Origin of the sequence: Chryseobacterium paludis (genome assembly GCF_025403485.1) — a bacterium.
Classification (GTDB): domain Bacteria; phylum Bacteroidota; class Bacteroidia; order Flavobacteriales; family Weeksellaceae; genus Chryseobacterium; species Chryseobacterium paludis.
Genome location: NZ_CP099966.1, coordinates 2,976,635 through 3,001,972, shown reverse-complemented (window position 1 = coordinate 3,001,972; position 25,338 = coordinate 2,976,635). Strand labels below are relative to the sequence as shown.

The 25,338-nt window shown below is 34.2% G+C and carries 18 protein-coding genes; 4 read left to right on the top strand and 14 right to left on the bottom strand.

The window, feature by feature from the left end; genetic code table 11:
* Positions 1 to 55: 55 nt before the first annotated feature.
* The 10 genes from NG806_RS13605 to tsf all read right to left on the bottom strand — a co-directional run bounded on the left by NG806_RS13605 (position 56) and on the right by tsf (position 17,182).
* Positions 56 to 499 (bottom strand): DUF6759 domain-containing protein, encoded by a 444-nt coding sequence (locus NG806_RS13605; RefSeq protein WP_214831747.1) that lies wholly within the window; start codon positions 497 to 499, stop codon positions 56 to 58.
* A gap of 66 nt (positions 500 to 565) precedes the next feature.
* Complete coding sequence (locus tag NG806_RS13600) at positions 566 to 1,162, bottom strand: DUF6759 domain-containing protein (protein ID WP_214831746.1); 597 nt, start codon at positions 1,160 to 1,162, stop codon at positions 566 to 568.
* Between the two features lie 20 nt (positions 1,163 to 1,182).
* A complete protein-coding gene (gene trmB / locus NG806_RS13595; RefSeq protein WP_261510090.1) occupies positions 1,183 to 1,860 on the bottom strand; it encodes a tRNA (guanosine(46)-N7)-methyltransferase TrmB in 678 nt (225 codons plus the stop codon).
* Between the two features lie 85 nt (positions 1,861 to 1,945).
* Complete coding sequence (locus NG806_RS13590) at positions 1,946 to 2,722, bottom strand: DUF6759 domain-containing protein (RefSeq protein WP_214831744.1); 777 nt, start codon at positions 2,720 to 2,722, stop codon at positions 1,946 to 1,948.
* A 179-nt stretch (positions 2,723 to 2,901) separates the two neighbouring features.
* Complete coding sequence (locus NG806_RS13585; RefSeq protein WP_214831743.1) at positions 2,902 to 3,690, bottom strand: hypothetical protein; 789 nt, start codon at positions 3,688 to 3,690, stop codon at positions 2,902 to 2,904.
* Positions 3,691 to 3,841: 151 nt separating this feature from the next.
* Positions 3,842 to 7,240: a T9SS type B sorting domain-containing protein gene (locus NG806_RS13580; protein WP_261510086.1), complete on the bottom strand. Its 3,399-nt coding sequence runs from the start codon at positions 7,238 to 7,240 to the stop codon at positions 3,842 to 3,844.
* 112 nt (positions 7,241 to 7,352) lie between these two features.
* On the bottom strand, positions 7,353 to 10,187 hold the full coding sequence (locus NG806_RS13575; RefSeq protein ID WP_261510085.1) for a T9SS type B sorting domain-containing protein: 2,835 nt from the start codon (positions 10,185 to 10,187) through the stop codon (positions 7,353 to 7,355).
* Positions 10,188 to 10,322: 135 nt separating this feature from the next.
* Positions 10,323 to 13,124 (bottom strand): T9SS type B sorting domain-containing protein, encoded by a 2,802-nt coding sequence (locus tag NG806_RS13570; protein ID WP_261510084.1) that lies wholly within the window; start codon positions 13,122 to 13,124, stop codon positions 10,323 to 10,325.
* Between the two features lie 130 nt (positions 13,125 to 13,254).
* Positions 13,255 to 16,071, bottom strand: a complete 2,817-nt coding sequence (locus NG806_RS13565; protein ID WP_261510083.1) for a T9SS type B sorting domain-containing protein — start codon at positions 16,069 to 16,071, stop codon at positions 13,255 to 13,257.
* A gap of 283 nt (positions 16,072 to 16,354) precedes the next feature.
* Complete coding sequence (gene tsf / locus NG806_RS13560) at positions 16,355 to 17,182, bottom strand: translation elongation factor Ts (protein WP_214827400.1); 828 nt, start codon at positions 17,180 to 17,182, stop codon at positions 16,355 to 16,357.
* Positions 17,183 to 17,327: 145 nt separating this feature from the next.
* Between tsf and NG806_RS13555 the strand changes: the two genes are divergently transcribed.
* The gene (locus tag NG806_RS13555) at positions 17,328 to 18,026 is read left to right on the top strand and encodes a DUF6759 domain-containing protein (RefSeq protein WP_214827404.1); all 699 of its coding nucleotides are present in this window, start codon (positions 17,328 to 17,330) and stop codon (positions 18,024 to 18,026) included.
* 59 nt (positions 18,027 to 18,085) lie between these two features.
* On the opposite strand, the gene NG806_RS13550 is transcribed toward NG806_RS13555, so the two are convergent.
* From NG806_RS13550 to NG806_RS13540, 3 genes are all read right to left on the bottom strand, one after another.
* Entirely contained in the window at positions 18,086 to 19,042 is a 957-nt protein-coding gene (locus tag NG806_RS13550) for an acetyl-CoA carboxylase carboxyltransferase subunit alpha (protein WP_214827407.1), read from the bottom strand.
* 47 nt (positions 19,043 to 19,089) lie between these two features.
* Positions 19,090 to 20,601, bottom strand: coding sequence for a glutamate--tRNA ligase (gene gltX, locus NG806_RS13545; RefSeq protein WP_214827410.1), 1,512 nt, complete (start codon positions 20,599 to 20,601; stop codon positions 19,090 to 19,092).
* A 96-nt stretch (positions 20,602 to 20,697) separates the two neighbouring features.
* A complete protein-coding gene (locus tag NG806_RS13540; protein ID WP_261510081.1) occupies positions 20,698 to 21,219 on the bottom strand; it encodes a hypothetical protein in 522 nt (173 codons plus the stop codon).
* Between the two features lie 188 nt (positions 21,220 to 21,407).
* On the opposite strand from NG806_RS13540, the gene NG806_RS13535 reads away from it, so the two are divergent.
* The 3 genes from NG806_RS13535 to NG806_RS13525 are packed head-to-tail and all read left to right on the top strand — an operon-like array spanning position 21,408 to position 24,098.
* Positions 21,408 to 22,205, top strand: a complete 798-nt coding sequence (locus tag NG806_RS13535; RefSeq protein WP_261510079.1) for a glycosyltransferase family protein — start codon at positions 21,408 to 21,410, stop codon at positions 22,203 to 22,205.
* A gap of 4 nt (positions 22,206 to 22,209) precedes the next feature.
* Positions 22,210 to 22,866, top strand: a complete 657-nt coding sequence (locus tag NG806_RS13530) for a glycosyltransferase (RefSeq protein ID WP_261510078.1) — start codon at positions 22,210 to 22,212, stop codon at positions 22,864 to 22,866.
* 8 nt (positions 22,867 to 22,874) lie between these two features.
* Positions 22,875 to 24,098 (top strand): glycosyltransferase family 4 protein, encoded by a 1,224-nt coding sequence (locus tag NG806_RS13525; protein WP_261510075.1) that lies wholly within the window; start codon positions 22,875 to 22,877, stop codon positions 24,096 to 24,098.
* Between the two features lie 27 nt (positions 24,099 to 24,125).
* Here the strand turns inward: NG806_RS13525 and NG806_RS13520 are convergent, their stop codons facing one another.
* Positions 24,126 to 25,337, bottom strand: coding sequence for a glycosyltransferase (locus tag NG806_RS13520; RefSeq protein WP_261510073.1), 1,212 nt, complete (start codon positions 25,335 to 25,337; stop codon positions 24,126 to 24,128).
* Between the last annotated feature and the right edge of the window lies 1 nt (position 25,338).

Here is a 25,338-nt window from a genome sequence, read left to right as displayed (position 1 = left end):
TAAAAAAACCGCTAATTTATTAGCGGTTTTTTTTTAATTCTACTATTCTAATTTGTTAATTAGATAAGGTTATAGAATATGAGCTCGAGATGTATTTTGTGGATTGATATACGGAATTGCATACCATTCCGGATAATTTGTAACTCTGGTTTTTTGGAAGCATTACGGATCCTATTTTATTTGCACCAATAGGTATTTTCTTATAGTAATTATTTCCGCTAATGGTAAGAACCATATTACAGCGGGATTTATTTTCTACAGAGAAGGATGTTTTTGAACTGTCTGAAGAGCCATTTAAGAGATCATTTAGTACATCAGCAGTTTCAGATTTATAGGTCTTTAAAAGCTCATTATACTCTCTTTCTGTATTAACAGATGAAGAAGATGTATTTGAGGTTGGGGGATAGGTCTTTCTAACAGGATAATTATTATAATTAACACTGCAGCTTACTAAGACCAGGGATATTGTTATAGCTGAAAAAATTAATTTCTTTTTCATAAAAAAAAAAATTTGAATTGTAAATGTAAGAGTTTACTTTTATTTATAAAATTTCTATTTCCCTAGCTAGTCACTATTATTTATAGTTAGAATAATATTTCTTTTGATCTCTTTTTGGGAATTATATTCTACATTACAGACATTGCTTTCAAGTGCATAATTTCCTTTTTCAATTACAATAAAATCTTCGTTATGTGCTGGAATTGCCATATGATAAGAGTTTTCACCCTTAATCTTTAGCACAAGGTTGCAGTCAGAGTTGTTTCTGAATAACAGGATCGATTCTTTCCTGGTGGTATCCTCATTAAACATGGTATTCAGGAGCTTAACAGTTTTATCTTTGTGATTTTTGGAACTTTCAAAAATTAATCGTTTAAATTCTTCTGGATCATGGGGATGTCTAGAAGGGATTTCGTTAATAACAGGTCTGGCTTCCATAGGTTTTGCGTCTTTCCTTCCAAGTGTCCATTGCTGATTTTTCAAGACAATTAGCTTGGTTTTTAAAACGTTTCTTTTAGGATCTTCAGGATGTGTGTTTTTAAGATACTCTTCAATTTCTATGATATTTGTGCTTTTTAGAATCTCTCTTTTGTTCTTTTGAGCATTAATGAGAGTGGGAGTTAGAAAAGAGAAGAGTAAGATTGTCAAAATTTTTTTTTTCATCAAATGTTTTTAAAATGGGGTCAGCTTATCCGGAACTTTATATAAGTAATAGTCTTTCCTTTTGCTGAAAAAAGTTCTTCGTAATATGTTTTTATATCTCTTAAATATTTTGTGTCTGGATCATATTCTGGAGCTCCATAAATATCGTGGTGAGCAGTAATAATTTCATAACCGGCACCCTGTAAAAACCCTAAAGTATAACCATGCAAAAATTCAGAGTCTGTTTTTAGATGAATAATCCCACCAGGTTTTAAGAATTTTTTATAACGATCCAGAAAATCGGGATGAGTAAGTCTGTGTTTTGTACGCCTGTATTTGATTTGTGGATCAGGGAAGGTGATCCATATTTCGTCTACTTCGTTTTCGGCAAAGAAGTTATCAACTAATTCTATTTGAGACCTAAGGAATGCGACATTGGACATATTGTTTTCAACAGCTTCTTTAGCTCCGAACCAAAATCTTGCACCCTTGATATCTATCCCTATGAAATTCTTTTCAGGGAAAGCTTTAGCAAGACCTACAGAGTATTCTCCTTTTCCACATCCTAGCTCAAGAACAATAGGATTGTCATTCTTGAAGAAATTTGTTCTCCACTTTCCTTTGAGTTCAAAACTAGTTAAAGCTTCTTCCCTTGTCGGTTGAATAACATTAGGTAATATCTTGTTTTCTTCGAATCTTGCTATTTTATTTTTGCCCATGAGTATAAATGAAAATCTGGCAAAAATAACAAAATTAAAGTAAAATATAGTGCTTTTAGATATAAAAGAGACACCGCTATTTTGTTTATTTAGGGTCAGAAGAGCCTAAGGCAACAAGTAAGGGCTTTTGAATTGTTTTTTGAGAAGCGTATTGAGCTCCACAAACAATACTGGTAAAGAGATAGTCGCCTTTGTCTATGACAATTGAACTTTCGTTATGAGCAGGAACAGCAAGTCTGTATTTAGTAATACCAACTCCTTCCATTCTTACGATAATGTTACAATCAGATTTGTTCTCGATAAGAACAATACAGTCCTTGCTCATGGGATCGTTGTCAAAAAGAGAGTTCAATATTTTCACTGTCTTATTTTTATGCTCAACAGGAGAGACACTCATCAACATATTGAATTCTTCAGCTTCAGCATCGGGAATAGCAACTGTATTTGATGATGCATTTACAACAATAGCGTTTTGGGCATTACTTGGGGTATATATTACTGTAGATTGTTTGGCTGCTAGTTCTGCTTTATATTTTGCTATTTGTTTTTGCTTAATGATAGCATTCATTTCATCAAAAGTGATCTTGGTAGACGGTCTCCTTTTTAGCAAGGCAAGCATTTCCTGCATTTCTTTAACCTTTTGATCTGCAGGATGGGCGTTTTTTATATATTCCGCCATCATATCCATTACTTTTGGCTTTAGTACTGATCTACGTGGATCGTCTGGGTGAGCATCTCTTAGAAAAGCATTTATTTCATAAATGTTTTTACTTTTTATGATATTAGTATAGTCTTTTCCTTTTTTTTGGGCAGAGAGACTAAAGCACATAATTGTACAAAAAGATAAAAGCAACTTTTTCATTCAACAAATATTAAGTTAAAAATTTGGTGTTTCTCCTTAATTTGTGTTCGGGCCAGTTAGTTTTAAATATGATAACGAACTAAAAATGTTTTTATTTTAAACACAAGTTCGTGAGATAAATTTAAGAATATATTATCAAGCAAACAATAATTTTAAGTAATCTCTAAAAAATATGCCTTTTATTTTATAATATCCTGAAGATGAGAGTTTCTCAGTCTTCTCTGATAGATAGGTAAATACTTTTCAATTGGAATTTTTACAGCTTCAAAATTTCCAGCCTGTATATATGGCTGTATATTTTCAGAAGAATAAACGAATTGCAAGAAGTTATCAATTAGATTTTCCGGGATTTTAAATTTCACAAAATAATCCTTACCTAAATAATTTTTTATCTGAGTAACTGAATTATTCATGTTTTCATAAGCTACATAACGTTGTTGCTTTTTTCTTTCACCAGATAAGATATCATAAATACTTTCCAGACTGAAAGTCAATCCACCATCACGTAGCCCTGCCACAGGAAGTTGAGGGGGATTTCCATCTCCTTTGGGCTCTGGTAGACCAATTACTTTTTTCAGTTCGAGGGCTTTGTCTTTTTTAGCTATTGCATTTACATCATATCTTAAATTCCCAGTTGGTTTAAATCTGCTGATAACAACTTCCTGAATATCATGATAAGCAATTTTTAATTCAATTAAGCTTTTAGGACCAAACATTTGAGGGGTAAGCTGAATATCTTTCCTTTCTGTAACAATGGAAGTGAAACGGATGATATCACCAGGGTTAGCCTGGATATTAAAATCTCCATTGTAATCTGTAAGAACGGTTCTCTGTGTATTAAGATTCGTTACATAAACCTGATTAAGATATAGTATTGAATTATCTCTGAGAAATACTTCCCCGGAATAGACTTGAGCGTTGATTTTTGCCAGAAAAACCAGCAGCAATAGAGTAATAAGTTTCTTCATATATTAGGGCAAAATTACACAGAATTACATCAATTTATACCTATATAGATAGTGAAAACAGGTTAAAGTTATATTAAACTTTGGTTCATAATTGTTAATGAATGTTATAACATTATTGTTTTAGCATTTTTTATAAGGATGAGATTCTTGATTATCTATTTTTAACCAATAGCCAGCTTGAATATTTTACGGTAGTACTGGCTCCGAATTCAGTCCAGCTGATCGTATACCAGTAGGTTGCTGTATTCACTGGCCTGCCACCTAATTTTCCATCCCAAGTGTAACGATTTGATGAAGTGCCACGGAAAATTTCTGCACCATATCTGTCATATATTCTAAACTCAATATTTTCCTTAGTCATTAATGCAGAGTAATCTATTCCATCATTATGGCCATCATCGTTTGGAGTAATCGTGTTGATCAGGTTTATGATGGTAAAAGGTCTTTGAACATCTTCACACCTTTTAGAATCTCTTACATAGGCAATATAGCTGCCTCTAGGTAAGTTTTGAAAGACATTTGAAGTTTGCCATGTAGTTCCATCTAATGAATACTCGTACGGTGGTGTTCCCCCGCTTGCTCCAATAGTTACAGTACTACCATTAATATCTATTGAAATAATGGCTGGAGATTGGGATTCAACAACATTTACAAATTGTCTGTATATACAGCCATTATATTTTAGGTCAACCCAATAGCTGCCGGCAGGAATGTTGGAAATCGATTGAGTAGTGGCTCCTGTACTCCAAAGATAACTTTCAAAACCTGGACCTGCATCCAATGTAGTTCTTGTTTTAGGGCAGATAATTTGATCAGTCAGGAGATCAGATTTTCTCGGAGTTTTAATGGTGATGATAATCTTTCCTATTTGGGCACAAACTCCGGGTTTTTCAAATCTTACATATATCGTTTGGGTACCCGTTATGGTTGCTGGGTTAGTAATTGGGCTGATATCATTCTGAGCATCCGAAAGACTTCCATGAAAACTTACTGTTACTAGTGGATCAGCAGTAAACTGACTGATATATTGGGATAGGTTAACCTGTTTAATTCCATCTAGATCATCATCGCAATAGTTTTCTGTTACGGTGTCTTTTATCAGCGGGATCCTGGCACCAATTACGAAATTCAGAGGCTGAATAACTTTTGCACATCCATCAGGGGAATCTACTCTTATAAATATGGTTGTTGAGGCACTAAAACTCCATGTATTGGGTAGTGTACTTGTGTTTCCAGCGTCGGCATCAGCAAAATTAGCATAATATCGGACGTTTGGGAAGTAGGTGCTGTTAGTTAAAACCAAGGGTGTAATGTTGGGTAGGATAACCGTTACAATGCCATCAAAATTATCATCACAAAAAGTACCTGTATAATTTTGTAGGACAATTGCCACAGGATATAAATTGAGTGTTATTTTAGCAATACTCTTACATCCCAAATTATTTTTTACAACAGCATATACAATAGTACCATTTGGTGCCGAATAGGTGTTGGGGGTTGTTATCAGTGCTGCCGCATTTTCTGTTTGTGCATCGATAAGAGTAGGATAGTATGTGATTGTTACCGGGGTATTTGTGGTAACATTTGCTAATGTAAGATTAAATGTTCCCTGACCATTAATACTGCAGGCAGATAAACTTGTATCCGTTACAGTAATAACTTTGATATTTATTGTTACAGTTACGGTTTCACAATCTGGAAAATCTGGATCATTACCGCAAAATGTATATGTAAAAGTGTCAGTTCCGGCAGTTCCTGGGTTGGTAACATTGTAAGTGATAACACCAGTGGTAGGATTTATAGTTGCTGTTCCTGAAGTAGGGGGTGTTGTAATAGCTATTGTGGATACAACCGGAGCTTGTGGTGAATTGGTAAAAGCCGGAGTTATCACATGACTTGTACAAACATCATAAGTAGCAGTAGTTTGATTGGTACAATTTAAAACTTTATATGGCAGGGTAATTAGAGGGGCACAACTTCCCATAGTAACTGCACAAGTGTAATTTCCTGATTGTGTTGGAATATACGTTATTCCTGTAGCTCCCGGAATAATGGCTCCATTTCTGTACCACTGATAGGCATTGTAAATTGTTGGATCTACCGTAAGGACAATTCCGGGAACACAATCTCCTCCTGATTTTAAAATAACCGGCTGAGTTGGGAAACCCGCAAAAAAGCCTCCGTATCCTACTGCGTCGCTTCCAGCATTAATACCGGCAGTAATAGCCTTATCAGAAACGACCGTAATCGTTCCGGTAACATTAGGAATTCCATAAGTGACCCAATTGTTTGTACCTGTCATATTAAATGGACCAGTTGTAGTTGGAGGAGTAATACCATTTACCGTTACATTTGCTCCTCTTTCTGTAATTAGATTTAGCTTTGTTGGAATGTTGAGAATCCCATTCGGATTAATATTGGAGTAGACAAAATTTTCATCAATAAAACCGAGCTCATTAATTTGTTTTGGTAAGTAACAATTTAAGGCTGGAATGAAATTAAAACCACCTGTTGCAACTTCATCACCTGCAACAGAAGTTCCTGCTAACATCTGATATATATAAGCGTTTTTTGAGGTTCTGATGTATAGGTTATAATGATTATTTCCCTGCAATTGATATTTACTATCCGGGATCACAAAATATTGTCCTGTATTTAGGGTTGTAATAGGAATTAATTCATTATTAACAAGAACCTGAGTGTTATCTTCGGTTGCAATTACAAGTACCTCTTCCATATTTGCGCCGAGATTTCCATTTCCTTTTACAAGGGCAAATTCATTACCAAGCCTTTCAACGGGGACGGACTGGTCCATTAAAATATCAGAACTTGTAAGAAAGTTTCCGGCATATTGGCCATTAAAATTACCATTGGTAATGTTGACTGGTTTATTAGCAACTATTTTAGCTCCTATAAAACCATCGGAGTTTCCTGTAATATCTCCTATACCATCAATAATGTATGATTTACCTTTATTAAGAGTGAAAGTCATGACCGGATTACTTGCCCCTGTTGTTCCATTTGAGAATTGTACAACTGGTTTATATCCTGATATGGTAACTGTAGTATTATCTTCTGTTGCCAGAATACTTGTCATGAAATTTAGGATGGGATTATTGACGCTAAGTGGTGCATTTGCAGCATAGAAGACTTTTCCAGTGGATGGAATACCTTTCGAAGTAATAATCTCGGCATGATTAAATACAGAGAATCTTAAATTAGCATAAAACGGAAATTCAGCTTTTAAGTAAAGTCCTTTTGACGTAGGAGTAAAGAGATCCGTTTGTTGGGTAGTGATAATGTAATCTCTTAATACATCAAATTTCTGAGGGTTATTCTTGCTTATATTTACTGTGCCAATCAAAACATTATTGTTATAAATACTAACCGGAAACGATGTTATTCGATTGGTAGATAAATACAAATTTTGATACGGATTGGGATTACCTGTTCTATCTACCATTGGAGCAAACCAGTGTTCCCTGTCTAATTGTGCAAAAGCAGACGTGAAAATATAAAATATTAATAGAAAAGATAGAGTTTTCTTCATTTAGCGCTAGCTTTTAACGCAAATTTAATAATAAAAAGCATTAATGTGTTGAAAAAACAATAAAAAAACCACGATTTCAAATCGTGGTTTTGATATAGATATTTTAAAACTGTTATTCCCTGTTTTTTACCAAGATCCAGCCTGAATATTTTATAGGTGTTTGCCTTTTATTTGGTTCACTCCAGCTTATATCAAACCAGTAGTTTCCAGTAGATACTCTTTTGCTTCCATTTGTTGTACCATTCCATTTATATCCATTAAGTTTATTTCCCTCATGGATTTTAGCACCATACCTGTCATAAATATTGAATGTTAAATTAGGCTTGTATGATAATGATGAATAGTCAATAAAATCGTTCACTCCATCATCATTCGGAGTAATTACATTCACTAAATTAGGAACAGTGATACTTACATTAATGGGATCGCAGTCATAAGCGTCCTTAACATAAACAGTAGCATCACCCCGCGGAATATTATTGAATATATTAGAGTCCTGCCAGTTGATATTGTCTATAGAATATTTATATGGAGGTGTTCCACCTAAAGCATAAACCGTAACTGTATTGCTTGTAATATCGATATTTGAAATAACAGGTTGTTCTGATGCATAGACGTTTACTGTTTGTAATGTTGTACATTCTCCTGTTTTTAATTTTACCCAATAAGTTCCCACTCCAACGTTGGTTATGGATTGTGTATTTGCTCCGGTACTCCACTCGTAAGTGTTGAATCCAGGACCAGCATCAAGGGTTGTCTTATCTTCCATACAGATAATTTTGTCAACTAACACTGCAGATTTTACAGGAGCCATAACAGTAAGTGTTACTTCGGCAACTTTATAACATCCATTAGCATTAATTACCTTAATATATACTACACCGGTTGGAGCAATATATGTAATTGGGTTTGTAATTTCATTTGTGCCGTTAATAGCATCAGTTGGAGATGGATAATATTTTTTCGTAATTCCAGTTTGTGAAGTTACTCCTGCTGTTGTAAGGTTAAACAGACCCGTCGCAAGGTTTTGTTCAAGAAAACAAGTTCTTAGAGCAGCATTATTAACAACTGGTGTAGCAGACACGATTAAACTCAATGTTATCTGCTCACAATCGATAAATTCAGGAGCATTTCCACAGAACTTATAGACAAGAGTATCCGGACCGAAATAACCGAAATTAGGAACGTAAGTAATGACTCCAGTTACAGGATCAATAGTTGCAGCTCCATTAGTAGGCGGGGTAACAATCGTTACTGTTCCGGGAACATATGTTTGGGTTGAATTTGTAAATTCTGGAACAATTGCCTGATAGCCTTCGCAAAGTGTTATTGCTTTAGTAGATTGTTCAAGACAAGAGAATACTTTATAAACAGGAGTTGTTGCCGGTGGACAACTTCCTACAGTAATTCTTACAGAGTAATTCCCTGATTGAGTTGGAGTATATGAATTGCTTGTAGCGCCAGGAATCGGATTTCCGTTCAATGACCATTGATAAGTTTCAAAACTATCATCAACTTCTAGTACAATTCCAGGAATACAGTCCCCTGTTTGTTTGGCAATTACCGGAATAGATGAGAATCCTGCGAAATATCCGCCATAACCTGCTGTATTATACCCACCGTTGATTCCAGCAGTTACTGCCTTAGTAGATGTAATTGTCACATTGCCTGTGATACCTTGTATCCCGTAAGTTACCCATTGTGTATTTCCTGTAAGAGGAAATGGGCCCTGCGCTGCAGTAGGTGTTGTACCATTTACTGTTACAGCTGCACCAGCCTCGGTTAGAATATTGAGTTTTAAAGTAACATTACCAGTATAGGTTGGCATTTCCTGGATTTTACCAATCTCATCAATTTTTCGGGGTAAGAAACAATTTAAAGGTGGAATGTAATTGTATCCTCCCGTATTGTTGGCATTTCCAGAACCTATTAATTGATATAAGTATACATTTTTAGTAGTTCGGATGTAGATGTTTGAGTGTCCTCCAGTTTGAGTAACATAAGCATTTGCTAAAATTCTATAATAGTCTCCTTCGTTAATTGTTGCTACAGGTGTTGTCCCGGCATTAAGGTAAATTTCCGTATTGTTTTGTGTTGCGATGATAATTCCACCTTCCATATTATCACTACTGGTAGAGATACTTTTAACCATGGCAAATTCATTTCCAAGACGATTAGTAGGTACTGATTGATCCATAATCAGGTCTGAGCCGTCAGGAAAATCTCCTGCAGCAATAGTGGCGTAGAATCCATTAGAATTACCATTAGTGACAGATACTGGTTTGCTAGCAACTATTTTGGCTCCTATGAAGCCACTTTGGTTTGCTGCTGAATCTCCAAGTCCTGCCAGAATATAAGACTGTCCTTTATTTAAATTAACAGTCATAGAAAGTGGAGGAGTTGTATTGTTAATAAATTGTATGTTCGGATCATATCCTGAAACGGTTACAGTTGTATTATCTTCTGTTGCCATTATTCCAGTAGTGAAATTATTAGATGTTGAATTTACTGTCATGGGAGTGGCAGCAGCGTAGAATTCAGTTCCAATGCCGGCTTTTCCTTTTGAAGTGACAATCTCTCCGTGAGAGCTATTGTAAATTCTTAGTGAAGTAAAATAAGGTTTATCACCTTTGGTGTAAACACCAAGATTAGTTGGAACAGCTGCGCTTGAAGAACTTGTTGTTCTGATATACTGTGCTCCTAGTGCAAAAGACTGAGGATTATTTTTACTAATAGTAACAGTTCCTATAACAACATTGTTACTGTAAATTTTCACATCAAAAGGAGTCGTGGAATCTGTAGAAAAATACAGGCCATGTGTATAATTAGTTGCTGATGTGGAGGAGTTATCAAAATAAGGAGCAAACCAATGGTCTGTATCTCTTTGTGCAAAAAGCGTGTTAAGTGTAATTAAAAATAAAAATAAACTGAGTAGATATTTTTTCATTGATAGGGGAATTAGGATTGTTTGCAAAAGTAGTAGATTATTTGATAAATCATAATATGTTTTTATAAAATTGCACGCAATAATAGAAAAAAACAAGATTATAGGTTCACTGTTTAAAAGCTTTGTAATTCGGGATTAATTTCTGTTTTTTACTAAAATCCAACCTGTATATTTTATTGGAGTTTTTTCTTTGTTGGGTTCATTCCAATTAATATGATACCAATAGGTTCCAGTCACAACTTTTTTATCAGAATGTTTACCATCCCATTTATAATTATTGAATTTATCACCAGTGAATATTTTATTACCATACCTGTCATAAATAACGAAGCTTAAATTTCCTTTGTAAGCAAGTGCGCTGTAATCGATATAGTCGTTGATATTATCATCATTAGGAGTTATGGCGTTGATCAGGTTAAGTACAGTAATTTCAACAGAAATTGGTGCACAGTTATTGACATCTTTAACAAAGAAAGTATGCTGTCCTCTTGTAAGATTTGTAAATACATTAGAATCCTGCCAATTTGAAGTTCCGTCTACTGCATATTTGTAAGGAGCAGTTCCTCCATTTACAATGACTGTTGCTGTAGTATTTGAGATCTCGATCTGAGTGATTACAGGATCCTGAGTTTTAAATACCCTTACAATTTGAGTTACGAAACAACCATCTTTCCCAAGGATAACGGTATATTCACCGACTCCTACTCCCTCAATGGCAGGTGTTGTAGCACCGGTATTCCATTGATAAGATTCATAGCCAGGACCCGCATCGAGATTTGTTTTTGCATCAATACAAATATATTTATCTAACAGAATTGGGGATTTTTTAATTGGTTTTGCGATCAATGTGATTTTTGCAATTCCTACGCAGCCTTCATTACTCGTTATTTTAACATAGACAACGCCTCCAGTCGAGCCATAATTTGTAGGCGGAATAATTTCATTGGTATTTGCATTTAAATCAGCTAAAGTTGGGTAAAACTTTTTAACAACTAACAGAGGATCAATAACATTGGCTGTAGTCAGATCAAAATAAGCTTTATCTTCATATTGACATGCTTCTAATGTTGCATCTCTTACAATAAAAGGAACAACTGTTAAGTTTACTGTAATAGTTTCACAGTCAATGAATTCTGGTGCATTTCCGCAGAATGTATATACAATGACATCAGGTCCTAAATAGCCAGATGTGGGATTGTAGGTAATAACACCTGTAGAAGCATTTATGGTAGCTGTTCCATGGGTTGGTGCTGTTAAAATTGAAACCGTACTGGGAACAGGAGTTTGTGTTGAACTTGAAAAAGCAGGTGTGATTACTTTAGTAGCACAAACATTTATATGAGTTGTTGTATTCTTGATACAATTGAAAACCTTATATATTGGTGTTGTAACAGAACACCCTCCCATGGTTACTTTTATTGTATAATTTCCTGATTGTGTAGGCGCGTAAGTATTGGTTGTAGCACCAGGAATAGCAACCCCATTTAAGTTCCATTGATATAATTCATACCCATCATCAACTTCCAATACAATACCCGGGGCACAATCTCCGGCTTTTTTAGTAATGACAGGAATGGATGAAAATCCGGCAAAGTATCCTCCGTATCCTGCAGTACTATAGCCTCCATTGATCCCTGCTGTTACAGCTTTAGTAGAAGTAATAGACACATTTCCTGAAATTCCGTCAATGGCATAGGTTTGCCATTGGGTATTTCCGGTTAAAGGATAAGGGCCCTGAGCTGCGGTTGGAGCTGTCCCGTTTATTAGAACAGTTGCACCGGTTTCAGTTAAGATATTTAATTTTAATGAGATACCTGTTACACTAGGCATTTCGTTAATCTTACCGATTTCGTCAATTTTTCTGGGTAGAAAACAGTTTAAAGGTGGGATATAATTAAATCCACAGGTTGCATTACTGCTTCCAACTGCTACGAATTGATATAAATATACTTTTTTAGAAGTAGAAATAAACATATTGGAATGTGTTCCGGCGCCAGTTTGTGTTACATAATTGGTTTCATTAATTCTGTACCATTGTCCCGCATTTATTGACGCTGCTGCTGTAGTGGAGCCATTTAGGAATATATCAGTATTGTCTTCTACTGCGATAATAATCCCGCCTTCCATGTTTTCACTTGGAGCAGTTGATCTGGTTTTAACCATGGCAAATGTATTACCAAGTCTTTCTACCGGAACAGATTGATCGAGAACAGGGTCTGAGCCTCCCGGGCTTCCCATTCCAAAGTTCCCATTACAGCTTCCGTTGGTAAGGGAAATAGGTTTGTCTGCTACAACTTTAGCTCCAATAAATCCTGTTAGGTTTGAGCTGGAATTTCCCAATCCTGCAAATAAGAATGATTGTCCTTTATTTAAAGTAAAAGTATGAGAATTCCCGGCAGGTGTTCCGCCATAGAAGGTTACACCTATGCCATTCCATGTTACCGTGACAGTTGTATTATCTTCTGTAGCAAGAATTCCTGCTGTAAAATTGTAAATCGAGCTAGTTGAAGTGTTTGGGCTGGTTGCTACAAAAAATTCTTTACCAATACCAGCTTTTCCTTTACTTGTAATAATTTCTCCATGGGCACTCTGTGCCATTCTTAAACTGCAATAAAAACGCTTATCTCCTCTCAAATACAGACCTTTATTAATGACTTTAAAACCATCAGCAGGAGTGCTGGTGGAGATTATGTTATTATCAGTAAGAGTGTAAACCTGTGGATTTCCCTTGCTGATAACAACAGTGCCAATAATGTTATTGTTATTATAAATTTGTACATCAAAAGGAGTTACTGAATCTGTGGAAAGGTATAAGGCATTGGTATAACCTCCAATAGTGGCATAATAGGGCGCTATCCAGTGATCTGTATCTCTTTGTGCAAAAAGCGTATTAATTGAAAAAAAAATCAATACTAGGCCAAGTATAATTTTTTTCATGGTGCGGGGAATTAATTTTACATACAAAAATAGTGGATTATTTAATATGTTTTGAAAATAATATTGGCATTATGATAAAAAAAACCACGATTTTAAGATCGTGGTTTAATTATTTAATAATTATTTAATATTAATTTCTGTTTTTAACTAATATCCAGCCTGTATATTTTATTGGAGTTTTTTCTTTGTTAGGTTCATTCCAATTAATATGGTACCAATAGGTTCCTGTTAGAATTTTTTTATCAAAGTGTTTACCATCCCATTTATAATTATTGAATTTATCACCGGTAAATACTTTATTGCCATACCGGTCATAAATAACGAAACTTAGATTCTCTTTATAAGCTAATTCACTGTAATCGATATAGTCATTAATATTGTCACCATTAGGAGTTATAGCATTGATCAGATTTGGCACTGTAATTTCAACAGAAATTGGTGCGCAGTTATTGACATCTTTAACAAAGAAAGTATGCTGTCCTCTTGTAAGGTTTGTAAATACATTAGAATCCTGCCAATTTGAAGTTCCGTCTACTGCATATTTGTAAGGAGCAGTTCCTCCATTTACAATGACCGTTGCTGTAGTATTTGAGATCTCGATCTGAGTGATTACAGGATCCTGAGTTTTAAATACCCTTACAATTTGAGTTACAAAACAACCATCTTTCCCAAGGATAACGGTATATTCACCGACTCCTACTCCCTCAATGGCAGGTGTTGTAGCACCGGTATTCCATTGATAAGATTCATAGCCAGGACCCGCATCGAGATTTGTTTTTGCATCAATACAAATATATTTATCTAACAGAATTGGGGATTTTTTAATTGGTTTTGCGATCAATGTGATTTTTGCAATTCCTACGCAGCCTTCATTACTCGTTATTTTAACATAGACAACGCCTCCAGTCGAGCCATAATTTGTAGGCGGAATAATTTCATTGGTATTTGCATTTAAATCAGCTAAAGTTGGGTAAAACTTTTTAACAACTAACAGAGGATCAATAACATTGGCTGTAGTCAGATCAAAATAAGCTTTATCTTCATATTGACATGCTTCTAATGTTGCATCTCTTACAATAAAAGGAACAACTGTTAAGTTTACTGTAATAGTTTCACAGTCAATGAATTCTGGTGCATTTCCGCAGAATGTATATACAATGACATCAGGTCCTAAATAACCAGATGTGGGATTGTAGGTAATAACACCTGTAGAAGCGTTTATGGTAGCTGTTCCATGAGTTGGTGCTGTTAAAATTGAAACCGTACTTGGAACAGGAGTTTGTGTTGAACTTGAAAAAGCAGGTGTGATTACTTTAGTAGCACAAGCATTTACATTAATTGTTGTATTCTTAATACAATTGAAAACTTTATATACTGGTGTTGTTACAGTAGGGCATGTTCCCATTCCCACATTTACAGTATAATTTCCTGGTTGGGTAGGTGTGTAAGTATTGGTTGTAGCACCAGGAATAGCAACTCCATTTAGATACCATTGGTAGGTTTCATATCCATCATCAACTTCCAATACAATACCTGGTATACACTCTCCTGTTTTTTTAGCAATGACAGGAATGGATGAGAATCCGGCAAAGTATCCTCCGTATCCTGCAGTATTGAAACCACCATTTACCCCTGCTGTTACGGCTTTGGTAGAAGTAATGGATAAATTTCCTGCAATTCCCTCAATGGCATAGGTTTGCCATTGGGTATTTCCGGTTAAAGGATAAGGGCCTTGCGCCGCTGTGGGTGGTGCTCCATTTACTAAAACAGTTGCACCAGTCTCCGTTAAAATATTTAATTTAAGACCTATAGTATTTGTTGAAATAGTAGGCATTTCGTTAATCTTACCGATTTCATCAATTTTTCTGGGTAGAAAACAGTTTAAAGGTGGGATATAGTTAAATCCACAGGTTGCATTACTGCTTCCAACTGCTACGAATTGATATAAATATACTTTTTTAGAAGTAGAAATAAACATATTGGAATGTGTTCCGGCGCCAGTTTGTGTTACATAATTGGTTTCATTAATTCTGTACCATTGTCCCGCATTTATTGATGCTGCTGCTGTAGTGGAGCCATTTAGGAATATATCAGTATTGTCTTCTACTGCGATAATAATCCCGCCTTCCATGTTTTCACTTGGAGCAGTTGATTTAGTTTTAACTATGGCAAATGTACTACCAAGTCTTTCTACCGGAACAGATTGATCGAGAACGGCATCTGAGCCTCCTGAGCCTCCTATTCCAAAGTTCCCATTACAGCTTCCGTTGGTAAGGGAAATAGGTTTGTCTGCTACTACTTTAGCTCCAATAAATCCTGTTAGGTTTGCATTTACTCCACCATCACCAGCAAATAAGAATGATTGTCCTTTATTTAAAGTAAAAGTATGAGAATTCCCGGCAGGTGTTCCTCCAAAAAAGGTTACACCTATGCCATTCCATGTTACCGTGACAGTTGTATTATCTTCTGTAGCAAGAATTCCTGCTGTAAAATTATAGAGTGTGTTGGTCGAAGTATTTGGGCTGGTTGCTACAAAAAACTCTTTACCAATACCAGCTTTTCCTTTACTTGTAATAATTTCTCCATGGGCACTCTGTGCCATTCTTAAACTGCAATAATAAGGTTTGTCTCCCTTAAGATACAGACCTTTATTAATGACTTTAAAACCATCAGCAGGAGTGCTGGCGGAAATTATATCATTATCAGTAATAGTATAAACCTTTGGATCACCTTTGCTAATTGTAAGTGTAGTAACTAAGGCATTATCACTGAAAATTTGCACATCAAAAGGAGTTACTGAATCTGTGGAAAGGTACAAGGCATTAGTATACTCGCCAACATTGGAATTGGCATAAAAAGGTGCTATCCAATGTTCTGTATCTCTTTGTGCAAAGACTGTATTAACTGTAAAAAAAACCAATACTAAACTGAGTAGAAATCTTTTCATAAACTTGGGAATTAGGATTTCTACAAATTTAAAATAATATTTGATATATTATTAATAAATAATAAGTGAAAGTGAAAAAATATTCTTGATTCTTTATTAAAATCTATATAGAATAGAAAACTTGTAATTTTATTGAGTCTTTTTCGTAGTATATAGCTTGATGAAGGATACTCACTTTTAAATTCAAATATAATTTTGATTGAATTTCTAGATTTTTCTACCACTAATAAAAAATCCCGATGAAACTTCATCGGGATTTTTATGTTTCTTTTAAAAGATTCGATTAGCTTAAGCTTACTCTTACAAATCCTGTAACTTTTAGATCTCCGTTTACAGATTTTACATAATCAGCAACAGACTGGCTTCCATCTTTAATAAAAGCTTGGTGTACCAAAGTATTTTCTTTGTAGAATTTCTGCATTTTACCTTTCAAAATATTGTCGATAATATTTTCAGGTTTTCCTTCTTTAGTAAGAAGTTCTCTTTCAATCTCTAATTCCTTGTCAATAGTTTCCTGAGAAACCATAGTCTCGTCTAGAGCGATAGGGTTCATTGCAGCAACCTGCATAGAAACAGCTTTAGCAGCTTCGTCAGCTCCATCTACTTTAGTAGAAAGAGACGTAATTGCAGCAATCTTGTTTCCAGCATGGATGTAAGCTCCTAGGTAAGGACCTTGAATTCTTTCGAAAGCACCAATTTCAATTTTTTCACCGATAACTCCTGTTTGCTCGATAAGTTTATCAGCAACAGTGATTCCGTGGAAATCAGTAGCAAGAAGCTCTTCTTTAGTAGCAGCAAAAATCGCCATTTCAGCTAATTCATAAGCTAATTCAATGAAAGCTTCGTTTTTAGCAACAAAGTCAGTTTCAGAGTTTAAAGAGATAATAACACCTAAAGTATTATCCTCGTTTACTCTAGCAATAACTGCTCCTTCTGAAGATTCTCTGTCAGCTCTGTTAGCAGCAACTTTTTGTCCTTTTTTTCTAAGGATATCTACTGCTTTTTCGAAGTCTCCTTCTGCTTCAACTAAAGCTTTTTTGCAGTCCATCATACCTGCACCTGTTTGGTTTCTCAATTTTGCTACGTCTGCAGCAGCTGGTGTATAAGACATAATATCTATTATTTTTTTTATTAAGATTACTTTTGATTTTTTAGTTTATTTTTGAGCAATGCAAAGATAATGATTTTAATGACAAACTAAAAAATGACTTTTTACGTTATTTTAATACTTAATAATTTATTTAAATGCTTCGTTAATGAAAAAAATTTTTCTCCTTATATTTTTATGCATTTTTACACTTGGTTTTTCTCAGAAAAAGAAAAGAGCCAAATCTAAGGCTGTTGTGGAAAAGGAAACGCTCATCATATACACAGAGCAGGACGCTGAAAGCTCAAAAGAAGCGAGAGTTATTGCCGGTTTTTTAAAGCAAAATCCAAATCATGCTAAGACTGATTATTTCAAAAGAAAACTAATCGAAATTATCATGGCAGATAATTCTCCGGAAGCAAAACCAACGATTAAACCTATTAGTAAAGAGAAGATTGAGAAGATTGTTAAAAACAATGAATTAAATAGTGGAAAGACTGTAGCTGTAAACTCAGCACCCACATCGCCCGAGAAAAAAGTGAACTATGCAAGCATTAGTGGTAGTAAGAAATCTGAACCAAGTGAGGAGAATAAAAGAACAGCTGCAATGTTGACACATATTTTCAGTAATGATGCCAGTTTAAATGAAGCGTATATCAATATTAAAAACAGGTCTTCTTGTAATTTAATAGTAAAAATCAGTGGAAAAAAATATTACAATCTGACTGTTCCGGCAAAAGGGCAGAATTTTATTCTCATAGATAAAGGAGAGTATGTATTAACAACAATGGTTTGTGATGCAAAATATTCCTCAATCAAAAAGATAAGTAAGGATATTGAAATAGAATTGAATGTATCTGCTGAATAAAATGATTGATTACAGATATGAAAAAAGGTTAAGAATCAACATTCTTAACCTTTTTTATTTTATCCTTTAAATTGCCCCATTGCAATAAATTTTTCTTGTCGCTGGGTCTCAAGTTCTTGTCCTGTAAACTTCGAGAAAGCTTTTATATTTTGCAAAATAGAACTTTTTAAGTTCAGATATGCTGTTTCTGGATCATAATGTGCCCCTCCAAGAGGTTCTTCAATAATACCATCAATAAACTTTTCTCGTAAAGCATCTTTTGGCGTAAGATTTAAAGCATTGGCAGCGTCTTCTTTGTGATCCCAGTTTCTCCACAGAATGGATGAACAGCTTTCCGGTGCAATTACAGTATACCATGTATTCTCTAGCATATATACCTTGTTTCCTACACCAATTCCTAAAGCTCCACCACTAGCTCCTTCGCCAATAATATAAGTGAAAATTGGAGTTTTCAGCTGAACCATTTCAAAGATGTTTCTTGCAATAGCTTCCCCTTGCCCTCTTTCTTCAGCTTCCAGTCCTGGATATGCACCAGGAGTATCAACCAAAGTTACAATAGGAATATGGAATTTCTCAGCCAATTTCATCAGCCTTAAAGCTTTTCTATATCCTTCAGGATTTGGCATTCCAAATCTTCTAAACTGTCTTTCTTTCGTTGTTCTCCCTTTCTGAGTTCCTATGATCATCACTTTATGACCATCCAGGGTAGCTAAGCCTCCAACTAATGCTGGATCATCCGCAAAATTTCTGTCTCCGTGAAGTTCCAGAAAACTACCTTTATCTGTAATCCCTTTAATATGGTCTAATGCATAAGGACGATCAGGATGACGAGATAACTGTACTCTTTGCCAAGGAGTAAGATTCCCATAGATCTCTTTTTTCTTTTCTATGATCTTGTCCTCAATTTGACTACATGCTAATTTTACATCAACACCACTTTCTTCTCCTACTAAAGAACATGTTTGGTATTGATCCATTAATTCTTTTATAGGAAGTTCGAAACTTAAATATTCCATTCTTGAAGTAAATTTAATCTTTCAAATTTATGAAAAATTATGAGACTCTATTTAAAATTATTAATAGCATTGTTTATTCTTGCTATACTTTCTTCTTTTCCAAGTAGTTCTAAAATATCCGGGACATCAGGTCCTTTTAATTCTCCAACTAAAGCTAAACGAAGAGGCATCATCACTTTTCCCATTCCTAAGCCCTTATTTTCGGCAAAATCATGGACAGTTTGTTTTAAAACTTCAGCTGCAAATACCTCAGTACCATTGAATACATTGGCTAATTCACCCAACGTTGCAGAAGTTTCATCATTCCATGCTTTTTTAGCTGCCTTTTCATCATAAGAATCTGGAGCAACAAAGAAAAACTTTCCGTTTTCATAAATGTCCTTTGGGAAAGTAGCTCTTTCTTTCATCAAATGAATTATTTTGATCAGTTTTTCGTCTGAAATATTTGAAATGTCAAGATCTGTATTTCTTAAAATCGTTAAAATTTCTTTGTCGGATTTTAACTGAATATACTGATGGTTGAACCATTCAGATTTTTCTTTGCTGAATCTCGCACCTGCTTTGTGAACTTTATGAAGATCAAACTCTTTAATCATTTCCTCTAAAGGCAGAATTTCTTTATCATCAGCGGGAGACCATCCGAGTAAAGCAACCATATTAATAAAAGCATCCGGAAGATATCCGTTTTCTCTATAACCTTTAGAAATGTTTCCTGTTTCCGGATCTTTGAAATCTAATGGAAATACAGGAAAACCGAATTTGTCACCATCTCTTTTACTTAATTTTCCTTTCCCCTCTGGTTTTAGAATAAGTGAAAGATGAGCAAACTGTGGAGCATCCCATTGCATTGCCTCATATAATAAAGTATGTAAGCCTAAAGAAGGTAGCCATTCTTCCCCACGAATAACATGGGTTATTTCCATTTCATGGTCGTCAATTACATTAGCAAAATGATATGTTGGCATTCCATCATTTTTAACTAAAACTTTATCATCTAAAGTATTCGTATTGACAGATGATTTTCCACGAATGATATCCTCAAGATTTAAAGTCCTGTCAACTGGCATTTTAAATCTTACAACATAAGGTGTTTTTGCATCCAGTAATTGTTGCAATTCTTCTTCGGAAAGAGCAAGACTGTTTCTTAATCGATTTCTGGTTTTGTTGTCATATGAGAAAACATCTCCTTTTGCTTCATACTCAGCACGAATGGCGTCCAGTTCTTCTGGGGTATCAAAAGCAAGATAAGCATAATCAGTTTTTAATATCTGCTCTGTATACCTATCATAGATGTCTCTTCTTTCAGACTGTCTATAAGGAGCAAATTTCCCTCCTTTTTTAGGACTTTCATCAGGAATGATCCCGCACCATTCTAAAGCTTCTTCAATATATTCTTCTGCTCCCTCTACATACCTCGCTGTATCTGTATCTTCAATTCTCAATACAAATTCACCACCTTGGTTTTTAGCAAAAAGATAATCATATAATGCGGTTCTTACACCTCCCAAATGCAAAGGTCCCGTAGGACTTGGAGCAAAACGTACTCTTACTTTCTCCATTATCAATTTAAATTTTGTGCAAATTTACTTAAAATTATTTCCGAATTAGCTTAATAATATTAATAAAAAAACCTTCTGAGAGAAGGTTTTATATTATTACTTTAAATCTGGATTGACTATATAGCCGGAAATAGAGCTTACATGTTGTACTGCTTCAGGATTAAATTTGTATTTATTAAACAAGTCCATACTAGGAATCCATCTCAAATAATTTTTTTCTCTAAAATATATTTTACCAGTAGAATTATCCTGAACTAATCCATTATCGGCAAGTAAGGGGTCCCCAAAATATGTTCTTGTCGCAAAAGTAGCGTCTTGGATAGATGAGAACTCATAGCGAAATGTTTTTGAGGATACAAACAGTCCATTCCATGTCATAGGAGAATCAATATGTCTCCAAACACCGTCAAACTTAATGCAATACAATACATTCCCATTATCCGTTACTTTTATAAAGTCACCATTTTGAGAAGGCCGATTTGTTTCAATCGGAGCTTTCATCTGAAAATTAGTATTGGTGATTGAAGAAGATTGGTCATTTGCGATTAATGCATCTTCTCTCTCAGAACAAGAAGTAATTAAAAATAATCCCGCGAGATAAATTAATTTTTTTTTCATAAATATGCTTTAAATTTTAGGATGCAAATATACTAAAATTATTATGTATAAAAATTCGAATTGCACTTGGAATACGGGACACAGAACGAATTTTGTTCTCTATATAGAAATTTAAAGTTATATAAATATTCAAATCACCTTATATTTTTTAAATGTATTTTTGTAATCCAAAAACATTGAAGTTGTAAATGAAAAAAGCAATTTGTCTTTTTATAGTTGGAGAGAAATATCAAAAATTGTTTAATAAAAACAAAGTACAGTTTGAAAGCTATGCCAAGAAATGTGGGGCAGATTTAATTATTCTTGACAAACCTTTGGATGATACTTTTCACCGTCCGTTGCTATCCCAAAAGCTACTTATCCCTTTAAAAACAAAAGGTTATGATATTGTGTTGTTTCTGGATCTGGATATAGTAATATCAAGTAAAGCTCCCTCAATTTTTGAGTATCTCCCAGAGCATAAATATTTTGGCGCTATTTTAGATCCCAGAGGAACAAAAGAATTTAATAAGACGTGGGGACATATTCCAAGAATATTAGAGGAAACTACTGAAATATATTTTACTGATCGTCATTTTGATCCACATCCTTTATTGCTTGGAAGCATAAATGGGGGAGTATTTGTTTTCCGGCCAGAAAAAGTGGCAGATGTTTTTAAAGAATACTACTTTTCTGAACATAATCAAGGCGAATTAAATAGTTTTGAAGAAACACCTTTTGCTTACATTTCTCAAACTAATGAATGGTTTGAAGCATTACCCCCTAAATTTAATATCCAGATTCTATATCAATTAAAAGGAACGAGTAAAGGAAAGGAAATTGAAGTCGCTGAAAAAAAGATTCCAAAATTCATTAGAAATTATTATTATAGAAAAGAAGGATATTGTTTTTTTCCTACTAAAAAGTATAGAGTTTTTGTCCGCAATGTAATATCAGAGAATTATTTTGTTCATTTTTCTGGTAATTATCCGATAATTAATAATTAATCATATGAAAGTTATTAAAAAAATTGTAAATAATTTTATCAGTATTTCTTACGGAATCACGGTTAATAATGAGGTTGGTGAAATTGCTCAACTTTTAAATGTATTACTTCCCCTCATTAATAAAAATGATGAGGTTATCGTGTTACAAGATATTACTGAGAAAAATAAGGAAGTAGCAGCTATTTTGGATACTTATGGTGATAAGATTATCAGAATTGAAGCACGTCTCGATGGAGATTTTGCTACATTTAAGAATAACCTAATAAAGCAAGCAACGAAAAATTATTTATTTCAAATAGATGCAGATGAAATCCCGAAAGGCTCTCTCATAGAAGAAATAAAATATTATTTATTTAAAAAAAGGAAAAAAGATGTTTTTATGGTTCCGAGAATAAATGTTGTAAACGGAATTACAAATGAACATATTGAACGTTGGAATTGGCTTGTAAATGATAAGGGATATATCAATTTTCCGGACTACCAACATCGGATTTTTAAACTTAACAGGGGAATTAAGTGGGAAAATAAAGTCCACGAAAAACTTTGTAATTATAAAAAAATTGCGGGGCTTCCAGCTTCAGATTATTCAATGTGCCTGCTCCACATTAAAGAAATAAAACGACAGGAACAACAAAATTCTTTTTACGATACCATTGTATAAATATTCTTATGAAGCTAAAAATCATTTTAGATGCCGATGTTATTGCAGATTTCTATAAAGATAACCGAACCGGAATCTTTCGGGTAACTTTGGAACTCTTTAGGAAGATAAGTCGTAATGACGCTATAGAGGTATTTTATGCTCATTTAAGCTTACTTAATAGTGAAACATCCACAAAAGAGCTGGATGATTTTTTCACTGAAGATTCAATAAGAATAAATGGAGCCAATAGCAGGAGTAGAAGGGGATTTTTGCCGTTCAGAAAAGAAAAGCTATTCCGTTATTTCTATAATAAAGTAGGAATTTATAATTACAAAAATACTCATTTTAAAGAGGTTTTTAAAAATGCCAATATTTTTCACTCGTTTTATTATCCTATAAATAACGAAATCAGAAAGTATACAAATCTAAAAAAAGTTGTTACAGTTCATGACTTGATACCTATTTTGTTTCCGGATTTACATTTCACAGCAGACCTTATACAAGATATTATAGCAAGTATTGGAAGGGATGGATACGCAATCTGTGTATCAGAAAACACCAAAAAAGATCTACTCAATTATGCACCCCATCTCAATCCGAATCATGTTTTTGTTAATTTACTTGCTGCTTCAAAATCACTTTTCTACGTTTGCCGGAACGAGGAAAAATTTAATTCAATAAAAAAGAAATATAACCTTCCCGAAAAGTATTTCTTGAGTGTAGGTACTTTGGAACCTCGCAAAAATGTAGATCTTGTAATTCGAGCTTTTTTAAAAGTGATTAAGGAAAATGCAATTTGTGATCTAGGGCTGGTTTTAGTAGGTGCAAAAGGTTGGGATTATGATAAAATTTTTGATGAATATAATAATGCTCAAGAATTAAGAGATAGAATTGTAATTACAGGAAGAGTACCGGATGAAGATCTTGCCAGTTTGTACAGCCATGCACATTCTTTTTACTATATGTCATTTTACGAAGGTTTTGGTTTGCCGCCTTTGGAGGCTATGCAATGTGGTGTAGCAACCGTTACCTCCAACACTTCATCATTGCCAGAAGTTGTTGGTGATGCCGGAATTATGCTGGACCCCAGTGATGAAAAATTATTGTCCAAAATTATGCTGGACTTGTATCTGAATGAGCCATTAAGAGAGAAATATGCTAGAAAAGGACTGGATCGCTCAGCACTCTTCTCTTGGGAAAAAAGTGCTGAAGAACTTGTTACTATTTATCAAAAAATAAGCGATTCTTAAGTGATCTGTAACAATATACTTTCCTAATTATTGCAGCATTTTAAAAATCTCTTCTTTCTGAGCTTCTATCGAAAACGGATAAATAGCTTTTTCCGAATTGTTATGCAATGTATTCCAGGTTAATGGATTACTGCATATCTCAATGATGTTATCTGCAAATTTTTGATAATCTTCATTACCAGAAATTAAAGCAGTAATTCCATCTTCTAAAAACATTCCTTCTGCACCTATTTCGGTTGTTAATACAGGAAGAGTATACTCTAATGCCTGTCCAATCTTACCTTTTACACCAGCTCCAAATCTTAACGGAGATACAGAAGCAAAACATTTTTCATAATAAGGAATTATATTCTCTACAAAGCCTGCAATTTCAAATGTTTCTGAATTCATTTTTACAATTGATTCAGGAGCTTCAGAACCAATAATTGTAATTTTTAAGTCTGGCAGGGTTTTCCATACCAAGGGCATGATTTTATGATATAATATTTCTACAGCATCCACATTGGGATCATGTAAAAAAGTACCTATAAAAAATATTCCATTTCTCTTTTCAAAAGTTGGCATATCTTCTGGTTTTACCTTTAAATTATGAACATTACTTACTGTAAACAACTTTGATTCATCTACAAAAGCGGTCATAAATTCTTTTTCTTTATCACTGATTACTGCAATTTTATCTGCTTTTTTGCATAATTCAGTTTCTATATGCTTATAATGAACTAATTCTTTAGCTCTGTTTTTATCATACTTAATTTCAAGACCCCTCTCCATTCTTAGATAATGAATATCCACCATATCATAGATGATCTTTACTTTCGGTGCTTTTTCTCTAAAGAAATCTAAATAATATTCGAAAAGTTCAGGTCTGTGGCACCACACGAAATCAAGTTTTGGAAGCAAATCATTAATAAAGTGCTTTTTACCCTTCATTATACCATATTTTCCTATAAATGGAGTATAAACATTTACATTATGATCATTTAGATTTTTGATGTATTTCTTAGATTCTACTTTTGGAATTGCCTTTCTCCAATCCATAAGATATACATTATAATGTTTTGCCAGAAACTTAGCAATTTCTGTAATACGATTAGAAGCAGAATCCTTATCAAATGTTGGGATCTGACTGTCTACAATAAGTATATTTTTTTTACTTTCATCAGGAATAATGGTCTTTTCTGATAAAGGATAATGATTTTTTAAATATATATAATTTTTTATTTTTCTTTTAATACCCATG